Raw genomic sequence first — 13,290 nt, 5'->3', positions numbered from 1 at the left:
CTTATGCCAACTCCTGAAACGACCGGAAAAAACGAAAAATAACCATTAAAATCAACGTATAATAGATTTCTCACCGTCAGGTCAAAAAGTGCGGTAACAAAAAAGCGTGATGGCGATTACGGGAAGTGTGTTGCACGTCGCTACATACGCGACACTCATGTGATACACAATTGCAACATTTCAATTATCGGAGAGTAACATGCCATCACGCGCCCGATCGTTGTCCCCCGCCCCGCAAGAGGTCAGCCTGCCATATCAACTGGAAGATTCCTGGCAGCGCAGCTCACGTTATGGATTAACCCGGGATGATGACGTGCAGCCCTGGGTGGCCTCCTCTCTGCTCAATGACGCCCGCGCGGAGAATGGCTGGGTGAACCACCTGGTCGCCCCGCTGCTGGCGCGTCTGCGTCCGCAACTCTCCAGCCATCCGTCGATTCTGGTGTTGTCCGATGCCACCGGCCTGGTGCTGGAGACCTACGGGAACAGCGACTTTCTGCATAAAGCGCAGCGCTTTGCCCTCTCGCCGGGCCATTTGTGGGGCGAACACGCGCGCGGCACCAATGCCATCGGCACGGCGCTGGCATTACAGCGCCACTGCGAAGTCTCCGGCGGCGAACACTTTCTCAGCCGTAACGCCGGGCTATTCTGCTCCGCCGCACCGGTGTTCCGCCCCGATGGGCAGATTGCTGGCGTGCTGGATCTCTCCACCCCGGCGCAGACCCCGCGCCGCGATGCGTCGGCGTTGATCCGCCGCGCGGTGTGCCAGATTGAACATAGCTGGGCCAGCAGCGCGCTCGGCGCTAATCGCTGGTTGTTAAGCCTGCATCACGATCGGGCGGTGCTCGGCAGCGCCCAGGAGCTGCTGCTTATTTTTGAAGAGAACACCCTGCTCGGCGCGAACCGGCTGGCGATGGAGGAGTTTTCCCTTACCGCCAACCACTTTGGCGCGATGGAGATCGACACCCTCTTCCCCGGTTTCAGTGCAAAAGCCGGTGAGTGCGCCCTCGAATCGAGCCACGCGCGCCACTACTTTGCCCGCCAGACGCTGCCCGCCCGGCGCTACAGCGCGCCGCGCAGCGTTTATCAGCCGGATCACATGGCGCGTGAAAAAGAGAAAGCGCTGCGCATCGTTAATGCCGGTATCGCCCTGTGTATTACGGGTGAAACGGGCTGCGGCAAAGAGCATCTGGCACGTGAGCTTTTTCAGCGCAGCCAGTGGCACGAGGGGAAATTTGTTGCCATCAACTGCGCGGCGCTGCCGGAGCCTTTGATTGAGTCTGAACTCTTCGGCTATGTCCCCGGCGCGTTTACCGGTGCGAACCCGAAAGGCTATATCGGTAAATGCCGCGAAGCCGATGGCGGCGTGTTGTTCCTGGATGAGATTGGCGATATGCCGCTGGCGCTGCAAACCCGCTTGCTGCGGGTGCTACAGGAGAAGCGCGTGACGCCGCTCGGTGCCAACAGCAGCGTGGAGGTAAACTTCACGCTGATTTGCGCCACCCACCAGGATCTCGCCGCACGGGTGCAAACGGGAAGCTTTCGCGAGGATCTGCTCTATCGCATTCAGGAGTTTCACCTGCCGATCCCGCCGCTGCGCGCATGGCCGCACCTGCCGGGCTTTATTCAAAAGTTGTGGCATGAGCTGGGCGCTGCCCGCCGCGGGCTGACATTAAGCGATGAGGTGCTGAACGCGCTGGCGCAGCGACCGTGGCCTGGCAATGTGCGCCAGTTGCTGAGCCAGCTGCGTGTGCTGATGGCGCTGGCGGAAGATGGCGATCGCATTACGCTTAGCGATCTGCCGGGTGAGCCGGTAACTGCCGTAAACGCGGCTACCGCGCCGCAGGCCGATGCCCGGCAGGCAATTGCCGAAGCGCAGGGCAACATGAGCCTGGCGGCGAAAAAGCTGGGCATTTCGCGCAGCACGCTTTACCGGCGGCTGGAGAAGGAGCAGCCAGGCCGCTAAGCGGCAGCCCGGCTTCCCTGACAGGCGCTACCCGGCAACGGTGGCGTTGATCCAGTCCGCATTGTAGCTGACGCGCGTGAACTGCTGCGCCGGCAGAATGAGATCCCGCGAGACAATGCCGACAACGTAGCGGCTGCCATTGTAATCAGCAAACAGCGGGCCGCCCGAATCGCCCCCGGCGGTGGCGTAACCGGCACAAATGTGCATCTGCGGATCGAAATAAGTCGGCGGATAGAACTGCGGGACATCGATACACTGGTTATCCGCCAGTACGCTCAACTGCCCTTTATAGAGCACGTTCGGTTTGAGTCCATTTTCATTCACGCCAAAGCCCACGCCGGTCAGTGGAATATCCGTCAGCGCTGCGGGCGGCTCATCGCCCGGGTTATTTCCGGCCAGCAGCGCAAAATCGGTGCTGGTGGTTTCACGGGCCAGTTTAATTAAGGCGATATCGTATTTTGCCGATCCCTCCATTGTAGAAATATCGTATGAAGGGTGCACAACAATTTTCTCAACCGGCACACTCTCTTTTATTTTTAACGGCTGATAACTCTCCGCGCCAATTAAAATATTGTCATGGGTTAAATCAAATGTGGTGGTGCAGTGGGCGGCGGTTAATATCCAGCGGGAATTAACCAGTACGCCACCGCAGCGGTGCCCGGCGAGCGTTGAGTCAGTATTGATGGTGATAAACTCAGGAAATTCGCCGGGTTGCGCCGGTGTGCCGTTGACGATCCTGACCATGCGGTCACTGGCTGAAGCCATATTTACGCTGGCAAATGGTAAAAGCGCGGCGACAACGCAAAGCGCCGTTTTAATTTTTGGGTTCACTCTGTTCTCTCCGAAATAGGGCCGACACGCACGCAGGGCAGCACTAATCGCCGCCTTTTTTGAAATAGCGTGATTCTGTTAACCGGGCCATAGTGATGATTTAAAACCGCGTGAAATATATAAAGCGCGGCGCGGGAAGTAAACAGAGACACTTTTCCTGTTGTTGCGATTATTCTCACCCCTCACTTCGCACAAGGCGTACGAAATGATTTAACGCCGTATCATCGCGGCTGTGCCATTAATGAAAACTATCCAAGCATAGCAAAACAGGTTATCTCTGCATTGATATCTGGCGATAAAAAGCGCGGGCGGGTAAGATGGCCCTTCACCGTTAAGCAATTGATTATTCAGATAAATGATAAAAAGGAAATCATAAGTTATATGGATACTTCAACTTACTCGCTCACCAATGGTATCGCCCTTACCCTGCGCACGCCTGCTGCGGCAGGCCCCCATCCCACCGTCGTGTTATGTCACGGCTTCTGTGGCATCCAGCCGATCCTGCTGCCTGCTTTCGCCGAGTCCTTCACCAGGGCCGGTTTTGCTACGGTCACCTTCGATTATCGCGGCTTTGGCGACAGCGAAGGGGAGCGTGGACGGCTGGTGCCTGCTATGCAGATTGAGGATATTCTTTCGGTCGTAGCGTGGGTCGGTGAGCAGCCCGCGCTGGATGCCGGGCGCATCGGAGTGTGGGGCACGTCATTTGGCGGCTGCCACGTCTTCGCCGCTGCCGCGCAGGATGCGCGTATAAAATGCGTGGTCAGCCAGCTGGCGTTTGCCGACGGTGAGGCGATCGTCACCGGGCATATGAATGAGGGCGAAAAGCGCGCCTTTATCGACACGCTGGATAAGATGGCGCAGAAGCAGCAGGCGACCGGCAAAGAGATGATGGTGGCGATCACTCGCGTGCTTTCCGATGCGGAATCGAAAGCGTTCTTTGAGGAGAACCGCACCCGCTTTCCGCAGATGGATATCAAAATCCCCTTTCTGACCGTTCGCGAAACGGTGAATTATCACCCCGCCGAGTGGGCCGCAAAGGTGACCTGTCCAACGCTGGTGGTGATTGCGGCTGAAGATAGCGTTAACCCGCCTGCACAAGGCCGGGCGCTGTTTGAGGCAGTGGCAGCAGCAGAGAAAGCGCTGCACGAAGAGACCGGCGCGCGCCATTACGATATCTATAGTGGGGAGGCGTTTGAGCGTGTCAGCAAGGTACAAACCGCATGGTTTGCCCGCCATCTGTAGGGCATAAAAAAAGGCGCACCGCGGTGCGCCTCTCTTATTTACAGCGCCATATCATGCTGTGGCGCGTTTTCGCTCTTCGGCGCGGCTGGCGTTGCAGCCTGCGCGTCTTTCATGTCGATAACCGGCGGCTTGGTCAGCTCCAGCGCGGCGGCGGTGTCATCCCACACCTGCTGCGTCAGTGCAACGTTGCCGTTCAGATGCTGACCAAAGCTCGGTACAACCTCTTTGATCTTGCTCTGCCACTCCGGCGAGTTGAACTGCTCCGGGAACATCTTCTTGATGACGTTCAGGGCAATCGGCGCTGCGGTAGAGGCACCCGGCGATGCGCCTAACAGCGCAGAGAGGGTTTTCGGCTGATCGACCACCACTTCGGTGCCCAGCTTCAGCACGCCGCCTTTATCTTCATCTTTCTTGATGATCTGTACGCGCTGACCGGCCTGGATCAGTTTCCAGTCCTCTTTACGCGCCTGCGGGTAGTACTCTTTCAGCGCTTCAAAGCGGTCGTCATCACTCAGCATCACCTGACCCATCAGGTATTTCACCAGGTCAAAGTTATCCAGACCTACATGGGTCATCGGCATAAAGTTGCTGGTGGTGGTGGTGCTCAGCAGATCAAAGAAGGAGCCGTTTTTCAGGAATTTGGTCGAGAAGGTCGCGAATGGCCCGAACAGCACCACACGTTTACCGTCAATGACGCGCGCATCAATATGCGGAACCGACATCGGCGGTGCGCCCACGGAAGCCTGACCATACACTTTCTGACGGTGAATGTTAGTAACAGCCGGGTTTTCGGTCATCAGGAAGGAGCCGCCTACCGGGAAGCCCGCATAGTTGTCCGCTTCCGGAATACCGGTTTTTTGCAGCAGCTTCAGCGCGCCGCCACCGGCACCGATAAAGACATATTTCGCATCAATGGTGTGCTCATCGCCGCTTTTCACATCTTTGATCGTCACATGCCAGGAGTTGTCGGCATTACGTTTGAAATCGGTGACTTCAGACGAAGTTTGCAGCGAGAAGTTTTTGCTCTTTTTCAGGCTACCGATCAGCTGGCGGGTAATTTCGCCATAGTTCACATCGGTACCGACCGGCGTCCAGGTCGCGGCCACTTTTTGCTGCGGATCGCGCCCTTCCATCACCAGCGGTGCCCACTGCTTAATTTGCTGGTGATCGGTGGAGAATTTCATTCCCTGGAATAACGTGGTTTGCTGCAGCGCGGCATAACGTTTTGCCAGATAATCCACATTATCGCCCCAGACAAAACTCATGTGCGGCGTGGAATTAATAAAGGAGTGCGGGTTGGTTAAAATACCGCGCTTCACCTGGGTGGACCAGAACTGGCGGGAAATCATAAATTGTTCATTAATTTCCAGCGCCTTGGTGACATCAATGGAGCCGTCTTCACGCTGTGGCGTGTAGTTCAGTTCCATATTTGCCGAGTGACCGGTACCGGCATTATTCCAGCCGTTAGAGGACTCAAGCGCAACGCCGTCGAGCTTCTCAACCATCACCTGTTTCCACTCCGGTTGCAGGGTCTGCAGCCAGGTGCCCAGGGAGGCGCTCATGATACCGCCGCCAATCAGCAGGAAGTCGGTTTTTTGGTTCTCTTCCGCCCATGCACTGGTCGCAGAGCTGACGAGCATCGCGACGGCGCTGAAGGCAATAATTGTTTTTTTCATTGCAGGCATAATTATTCGGTTAGGTAACAACAAGTGATTCGTGGTGACGCATATTAACGTATTTTTACGTTAATTTAAAATATCATTCACAAAATAGAATAATTTTGTTTTTATTTGCTGCCTGCTTTTTTTAATTAAAAAAAGTAGTGGCGCACTCTGTGTGGACTTATTTTGGCGGGAATTTATCTTAAGGGGAGAAATAAAATTTAGCGTATTTCAATTAAATGGAAAATAAATAACGGCCGCACGCAGCGGCCGAATAGCGATTATCAGGCATCGACTCTTTCACTTTCCGCACCGGCGATCGCCAGACGCAAATGGCGATGGTTCTCTGCCAGCAGAACCTGCGCCCGTGAGGCACTTACGCCGGTCAGCAGCATTAAAATAGCGGCGCGACACTCATTATTCGCCTGCGCCAGCGCGCGTTTCGCCTCTTCACGCGAACAGCCGCTCGCCGCCATCACTACGGCGATCTGCCGCTCGGCCCAGTGCAGATTCACCGGTGCCACGTCGACGCGCAGGTTGCCGTAAACGCGCCCACCACGAATGGCCAGCCCGGTAGAAAACATGTTGAGGATCTGCTGCTGTGCCAGCTGCGCTTTTGGCTCGCCAAAACCGCTTACCGCTTCGGCTCCCGTATCGGGCGCAATGACAATATCGGCATACTGCGCCGCTTCGCACGCCTGCGCGCGGGTGATCAACACCACGTATGCCCCAAGCGCCCTCGCCTGCTGCAGCGCCCCGTTTGCCCACGGTGTTTTGCCGCTTAACGACAGCACCACCAGCATATCGCGCGCCGTTAGCCCCAGCGCCCTGAGATCGTTACCGCCGCAGGCGTAGTCCCCCGCTGCGCGATCCTGCTGCGCTTTCCCCGCCCGTGGGCCACCGGCCATTAACGCCAGCAGCCCGTGCTGGCTATCCGGCGCGAACGCCTCGACGGTTTGGACTGCCGCCCGCCCCGAGGCACCCGCCCCGGCAAGCACCACTCTTGCGCCCCGGTTAAGCGTCGCGCTGGCGTTATCAACCAACCGGGCGATCGCCGGGAGACAGGCGGTAACCGCCTGCGTGACCTCTTCACTCTCCTGATGGATAAGCGTCAGCATATCCAGCGTGGCGAGGCGGTCGATATCGCCCGTGCGGCTATTACGACGCGCCTCCATTGAACCGTTTGGCTTACTGCTCATACCCTGCTCCTTGTTAAAGGTTCCCCACACACTATAAGGGTATTTGCGCTTCCTGCTTGCGAGTGGGGTCACGCTTCCCGGCGCGACTATTTTTCCTCATTTATCACACGGCTTTATGAATTGCCGCCCATCGGCGATAATAACTTTTCTCAGATAAATGATTCGGGTTCGGCATGACTCAAATAGCGCCCACGGCGACCTCCCCGCGCAAACGGCCAATGAAGTTCGGCACCATGGTTACACTTATGGTGTGCAGCGTGACGGGTTCCGTGCTGCTGCTGGCCTGCGCCCTCTGGTTCTGGCAGATAAGTAACGCCACGCGCGACGGCGTGAAAGCAACCGGGTTCGCGGTGGCGCGTACCCTTGCCAATGCGCCGGAAATCAGGCGCGGGCTGCTCCTGCCACCCAATAGCAATGTTATTCAGCCTCTTGCGCAGGCGGTGGCGGCGCGAAACGATCTGCTCTATGCGGTGGTGACTAATATGCAGGGCATTCGCTACGCGCACCCGAATGCCAGCATGATCGGGCAGAACTTTATTGGCGAGGATCTGCAGCCTGCGTTAAAGGGCCACGAGAATGCCGCAGTGAACCGTGGCGTACTGGCCCCGGCGCTGCGCGTTTTTACCCCGGTTTTTGATGAGCGCCACCAGCAGATTGGTGTCGTGGTGGTCGGCATTTCGTTAAGCGAGGTCGACGAGCAGGTAAGCCGTAGCCGCCAGGCGGCGATGTGGATCTTAATATTCAGCGCACTGGTGGGCTTTGTTGGCGTCTGGCAAGTGGTGCGTGTGTTAAAGCGCATTCTGCTTGGCCTTGAGCCATATGAGATTTCAGCCCAGTTTAAACAGCGCCAGGCGATGCTGCAGTCCCTCAAAGAGGGGGTGATGGCGGTGGATGCCGACGGGCGCGTAACGCTGCTGAACCATGCCGGGCGACGGATGTTGCTCAGCAGTACGGCGCAGGGCTCCGGCACGCATCAACCTCTGCTTGCCGATCTGCTGAGCGTGTTGCAGACCGGCACGCCTATTTTCGATCGCGAGCTGGGGTGTAACGGTCGTCTGCTACTCAGTAACACCGTACCGGTACGCAGCCAGGAGAGTATTATCGGCGCGATTTGTACCTTCCGCGATAAGACCGAGGTGAGCCAATTGATGCAGAGGCTCGATGGTATGGTCAATTATGTCGATGCCTTGCGAACCACCTCGCACGAATTCATGAACAAGTTGCATGTCATCCTCGGTCTGTTAAATATGAAGCGCTATGACAAGCTGCAGGAGTATGTGCTGCAAACGGCCCAGAACTACCAGAGCGATATCGGCGCGATCCAGCATCAGATCAAGTCGCCGGTGGTGGCCGGTTTTCTGCTCGGTAAAATCAACCGGGCCAAAGAGTGTGGTTTTACCCTGACGCTGGCTGATGAGAGCCACGTGCCGGATAACCCGAATGAGAAACAGGTGACGGTGCTGGTTACCGTGCTTGGTAATTTGATTGAGAATGCGCTTGATGCGATGAGCGGCCAGCAGGAGGGTGAAGTCGGTCTGTTCCTGCATTATCAGGATGGCTGGCTGGCCGGTGAAGTGAGCGATGACGGGCCGGGTATTGCGCCGGGCAATATCGAGGCTATCTTTCGCAAAGGCTTCTCTACCAAGGGTGAAAACCGCGGCGTCGGGCTTTTCCTCGCCAGCCAGCAGTTGGCTGAACTTGGCGGCACCGTGAGCGTGGAATCTGAACCCGGTGTATTTACCCAATTTTTTGTCCATCTCCCGTGGGATAGTGAAAGGAAGAACGCGTGATAAATGTATTAATTGTTGACGATGATGCCATGGTTGCCGAGCTGAACCGCATGTACGTGGCGCAGATAGCCGGTTTTCAGTGCTGCGGCACGGCGTCAACGCTGCGTCAGGCCGAGGAGATGGTGAACAATCCGCTGCTTGAGATCGATCTGGTGCTGCTGGATGTCTATATGCAGCAGGACAGCGGTCTCGATCTGCTGCCGATCATTCGCGCCAGCGGGCGGGCTATCGACGTGATTATGATCACCTCTTCTGCCGATGCCGCCACCATTCAGACCTCACTGCACTACGGTGTGGTCGACTATCTGATTAAGCCGTTCCAGTTCCCGCGTTTTGAAGAGGCGCTTACCACCTGGCGCGAGAAGCGCAAGCTGATGGATGCACACCCCTACTATGAGCAATCGGATGTTGATCGCCTGCTGCACGGCGGCGCGCCGGAAGTTGCAGACACCCGTAAGCTGCCGAAGGGGCTCACTGCCCAGACCCTGCGCACCATTTGTCAGTGGATCGATGCCCATCCGGGGATTGAGTTTTCGACGGATGAGCTGGCGAATGCGGTCAATATCTCCCGCGTCTCCTGCCGTAAATATCTGATCTGGCTCGCGCAGATCAATATTCTCTACACCACCATCCACTATGGTGCGACCGGTCGGCCGGTCTATCGCTATCAGCTTATTGCGGAGCAGTACAGCCTGCTCAAGCAGTACAGTCAATAAACCGGTAGCTGTCGTCAACGTGGGTGTAGCTGAAGTGGCGGCGGGAGGAGAGGATCACTTCGCGCTTTTTGGTGACGAACAGGGCTTCAATATCCTCGCGCTGTTTCAGAAGCTCACACCCTTTCTCGACGCCGAGGCCGAAGAGCAGCGTGGTCCAGATATCGCCGTCGAGTGAGTCGCCGGAGATGACGGTCACGCTGTCGAGCTCATTTTCCAGCGGGTAGCCGCTGCGCGGATCGAGGATATGGTGCCAGCGTTGGCCATCCTGCTCGAAATAGCGCTCATAGGTGCCAGAGGTGACTACCGACTGGTTGGCGACCTCAAGCGTGCCAATCAGCGCATCCGCCTGTGCGAACGGCTTTTTCACGCCGATCGACCACCGCCCCTGCGGCGTCCCCAGCGTCTGCACGTTGCCGCCAAGATTGATTAATCCCTCGCTCACCCCCTGCTGGTGCAGATAGTCGCGCACCCTGTCGGCAATAAACCCTTTGGCAATCGCGCCAAGATCGATCTCCATCCCGGCCTGGGTAAGAAAAACGCTGCCCGCGGTATCATCAAGGACAACGTCCTGCACGCGCGTGATGCGCAGCCGCGCGGCGATCGCGTCCGCCTCTGGCACACGGTCACCTTTAAAGCCGATTCGCCACAGTTTCACCAGCGGGCCAATTGCCAGATTAAAGGCGCTGCCTGGCATCATGCTGGCGGCTTTCGCGCATTTGATAAGCTCAAAAACTGGACGGCTGACGGCAACCGGATGAAGCCCTGCGGCGTGATTGATTGCCATCACTTCAGAGTTGGCGCGGTTGACGGTGAAAAGATCTTCGTAGCGCTTAATCAGGGAGAATACGCGGGAGGCGAGTGCCTCATCATGGACAAAGAGCGTGAGCAGGATGGGCGAGCCCATCAGCACGGCTGAGTAGCGCCAGCTCGGATTAGCAGACATTGCATACTCCTTCTGTTGCGTACTGGTGGCGCTACGCTTATCAGGCCGGGGAGAGTGAGGCCTGATAAGGCGCAGCCATTTTGCGTTAATGCGTTACCGTTTTGCGCGCAGCGCGGCCTGATGCCCCGCCAGCGAACCGAAGACGATAATATCTGCCACCGCGTTGCCGCCGATGCGGTTGCCGCCGTGCAGGCCACCCACCACTTCACCCGCTGCAAAAGCACCCGGAATAACCTGCTGCTCGTTGTTAAGCACCTGGGTGTCGGTGTTGATGGTCACACCGCCCATAGTGTGATGCACGCCTGGCGCGATCTGAATAGCGTGGAACGGGCCTTCGTTAATCGGTGCGCGCAGTGCGGTGGTGCGCCCGAAATCATCGTCATGCTGTTTTTCCACAAAGCCATTGTAGCGCTCCAGCGTGGCGAGGAAGGCATGATAATCCATACCCAGCTTATCCGCGAGTTCGCGTGGTGAGCTGGCGCTGGTGACAAAACCGCGGGCGATATACTCATCCGCCGCTTTGTTTTTTGCACGAACGTGCTCATCAAAGACGATGTAAGCATAGTGCTCCGGCAGCGCGATGATGGCCGCAGAGACTTTATCGCGGGTCGACATCTCGTTGAAGAAGCGGTTGCCCTGCTGATTGACCAGAATTGCCCCGCCGCCGCGAATCGATTCTGAAATCAGATAAGAGGTATTTTGCTCAACGGTCGGGTGGATCTGGATTTCGCCCATATCCACGGTGGCAGCGCCAAGGCGTTCCAGCAGCGAAATCCCGCTACCGGTCGCGCCTTTATGGTTGGTGGTGACGAAGCCGTCCAGATCGGGGCGATATTTCACGACCATCGCGCTGTTGGCGCTGAAGCCACCGGTGGCGACAATCACGCTCTTCGCCTCGACGCTCAAGGTCTCCTGCTCTTCGGTCAGCAGGCGTACACCGCGCACTTCGCCCGCGTCAAAGAGGATCTCTTCGACGGAGGTGTCCAGCATGACGTCGATATTGCGTTTGGTAACGTTGCGCAGCAGGCCGCTGATCAGATAGCCGCCTACTGCCGATCCGTCGCGTGGACGGTGCGTACGGTCAATGCTCATGCCGCCGGTGGTGGTAATGTCGTTAAGCATAATGCCGCGACGTGCCAGCCACTCAATCGCTTCCGGGGCATGTTCAACAAAGCGGCGCAGCAGCGCGGGATCGTTCTTCTCGACGCCCCCTTTCAGGGTTTCAGCGTAGAACAGCTCTTTACTGTCCTGAATGCCTTTTACGCGCTGGAAGCGGGTTTCCGCCGCGTTCATCCCTGCCGATGCTTTGATAGTGTTGCCACCGATAGTCGGCATTTTTTCGACGATCAGGACGCTGGCACCTTCGTCGTGCGCCTGAATTGCCGCAGCCAGGCCAGCACCGCCGCTGCCGATAACAACCACATCGTAATTTTTCGGCGCGCTGACATCACCACCCTCTTCGGCGATCCGCGCTTTGCTCGATTTCACCATCGCTTTCGACACCGCTTTTTTAACCGCTTCGCTCTGGCTGGTTGCGCCGGAGATGGCGTCTACGTGCGGAGAGTTGGCATCGATGATACGGCTGCGGATCTCTTCAAAGCTGCTGGTAAACTCGACGTCATCCAGCGGGCCTTCCGCCAGCGTAATATCTGCAATGCAGTCCGTTTCGAGACTGACGTTGAACACCAGCGTGGTGCTGTCATCCTGCACGGTTTCAGCAAAGACGCCCGGCTTGAACTTCGCCGCGCCCATGCTCATATCACGGATCATCGCTTCCACCAGCGAGAAACGCCATAGCGGCTCGGGGATGTTCAGCGCTTCACGCTGGGTGCTGTCCATAAAGAGCTCAAGGGTTTCACCGTTGGCAATGCGCGAAGCCCAGTCCGGGTAGGCGATGCAGGCGCGGCCCACCGCCATCAGGTCGTAACCGTGATCCAGCCCCTCTTCCGCATCCGCCGCGTTGACGATGCCGCCAACGCCCATTACCGGAATTTGCGCCAGCGTTTCTGAGCGCAATGCGCAGTATTTATCAATCAGCGGCGTCGGATCGGTCGTGTCATTAATGGAGGAGCGCAGCGCAGCACCCACGGAGAAGTGCAGATAGTCGAGACCGCGAGCGGCCAGCTTCTCCAGCAGGAACATTGTGTCATCAAAACGGATGCCGGGGACTTCCAGCTCTTCCGGAGAGAAGCGGTAGCCGATGATAAACGCGTCATCAGCGTACTGGCGCGCCATCTTGTGAGCGATATCAAGAACGGCCAGCGGGAAGCGGGCCCTGTTTTCGCGGTTGCCGCCCCACTCGTCGTCACGCTGGTTGGAGTGAGGAGAGAAGAATTGCTGAATGAGATAAGTGTTAGCGCCGTGAATCTCAACGCCGTCGAAGCCTGCCTGGATGGCGCGACGTACGGCTTCGCCAAATTTGGCAATCATGTTTTCCACTTCCGCAGCGCTCATCGCTACCGGGGTCGCGGCACCCTCGCGCGGTGCGGCAATCGCGCTCGGCGCAATAGGTGTACGTCCACCGATCAGTTTCGGCTCCACCATGCGCCCGCCGTGGTAAATCTGCAGAATGGCTTTTGAACCTTTCTCCTTAATGGCGGCGGCAATCTTCGCCAGACCGGCGATTTTTTCATCGCTATCAATCCCAATCGCCCCCGGAAAAGCGAGGCCGAGATCGTCGACAAAGCAACACTCAACAATAATGGTGCCAATAGCCCCTGAACGTGCGCGGTAATACTCCACTAACTCGCTAGTAACGGTACCGTCAAAATAACCCGTGCAGGTGGTCATTGGCGCCATTAACAAACGGTTTTTTAGTTCTACGCCGTTTGGCAATGTAAACGGGCTGAGAATACGTTCGTTGCTGGTCATAATAAGCTCCACATCTAAAATTGATAAATCTTGAATTCGGTGACGGATCTTTTTTCGTTCTGGTTATTAATCCT

At 57.0% G+C, this 13,290-nt stretch carries 9 protein-coding genes; 4 read left to right on the top strand and 5 right to left on the bottom strand.

The genetic code is table 11. The features are described 5' to 3' along the window. The first annotated feature begins 199 nt into the window (after positions 1-199). Positions 200-1,963 (top strand): sigma-54-dependent Fis family transcriptional regulator, encoded by a 1,764-nt coding sequence (locus tag ABIC80_RS04485; protein ID WP_429175709.1) that lies wholly within the window; start codon positions 200-202, stop codon positions 1,961-1,963. A 27-nt stretch (positions 1,964-1,990) separates the two neighbouring features. Here the strand turns inward: ABIC80_RS04485 and ABIC80_RS04480 are convergent, their stop codons facing one another. Beyond that, complete coding sequence (locus ABIC80_RS04480; RefSeq protein ID WP_429175706.1) at positions 1,991-2,728, bottom strand: S1 family peptidase; 738 nt, start codon at positions 2,726-2,728, stop codon at positions 1,991-1,993. Between the two features lie 447 nt (positions 2,729-3,175). Here ABIC80_RS04480 and uilS point away from each other — a divergent pair, with 447 nt between their 5' ends. Then, positions 3,176-4,036, top strand: a complete 861-nt coding sequence (gene uilS / locus ABIC80_RS04475; RefSeq protein ID WP_429175703.1) for a UilS family quorum-quenching N-acyl-homoserine lactonase — start codon at positions 3,176-3,178, stop codon at positions 4,034-4,036. Positions 4,037-4,074: 38 nt separating this feature from the next. On the opposite strand, the gene mqo is transcribed toward uilS, so the two are convergent. Both mqo and ABIC80_RS04465 read right to left on the bottom strand, forming a co-directional pair. Beyond that, complete coding sequence (gene mqo, locus ABIC80_RS04470) at positions 4,075-5,721, bottom strand: malate dehydrogenase (quinone) (protein ID WP_076769981.1); 1,647 nt, start codon at positions 5,719-5,721, stop codon at positions 4,075-4,077. Between the two features lie 260 nt (positions 5,722-5,981). Next, entirely contained in the window at positions 5,982-6,896 is a 915-nt protein-coding gene (locus tag ABIC80_RS04465; protein ID WP_429175700.1) for an N-acetylmuramic acid 6-phosphate etherase, read from the bottom strand. A gap of 173 nt (positions 6,897-7,069) precedes the next feature. Between ABIC80_RS04465 and ABIC80_RS04460 the strand changes: the two genes are divergently transcribed. Continuing rightward, positions 7,070-8,686 (top strand): sensor histidine kinase, encoded by a 1,617-nt coding sequence (locus tag ABIC80_RS04460; protein ID WP_200580136.1) that lies wholly within the window; start codon positions 7,070-7,072, stop codon positions 8,684-8,686. After that, a complete protein-coding gene (dcuR, locus tag ABIC80_RS04455) occupies positions 8,683-9,402 on the top strand; it encodes a two-component system response regulator DcuR (protein ID WP_042715324.1) in 720 nt (239 codons plus the stop codon). The genes ABIC80_RS04460 and dcuR overlap by 4 nt, the downstream gene beginning before the upstream one ends. Here dcuR and ABIC80_RS04450 read toward each other — a convergent pair. Together ABIC80_RS04450 and ABIC80_RS04445 are read right to left on the bottom strand one after the other, a co-directional pair. Continuing rightward, positions 9,383-10,345 (bottom strand): FAD:protein FMN transferase, encoded by a 963-nt coding sequence (locus ABIC80_RS04450; RefSeq protein ID WP_305208240.1) that lies wholly within the window; start codon positions 10,343-10,345, stop codon positions 9,383-9,385. The two genes, dcuR and ABIC80_RS04450, sit on opposite strands and share 20 nt — an antisense overlap. Before the next feature lie 93 nt (positions 10,346-10,438). Then, positions 10,439-13,216 (bottom strand): flavocytochrome c, encoded by a 2,778-nt coding sequence (locus ABIC80_RS04445; RefSeq protein ID WP_429175697.1) that lies wholly within the window; start codon positions 13,214-13,216, stop codon positions 10,439-10,441. Between the last annotated feature and the right edge of the window lie 74 nt (positions 13,217-13,290).

The organism is Kosakonia sp. 1610 (assembly GCF_050435845.1).
GTDB classification, from domain to species: domain Bacteria; phylum Pseudomonadota; class Gammaproteobacteria; order Enterobacterales; family Enterobacteriaceae; genus Kosakonia; species Kosakonia cowanii.
Note: the sequence above shows the minus strand (reverse complement) of the source record. Positions and strands in the feature narration are given on the sequence as shown.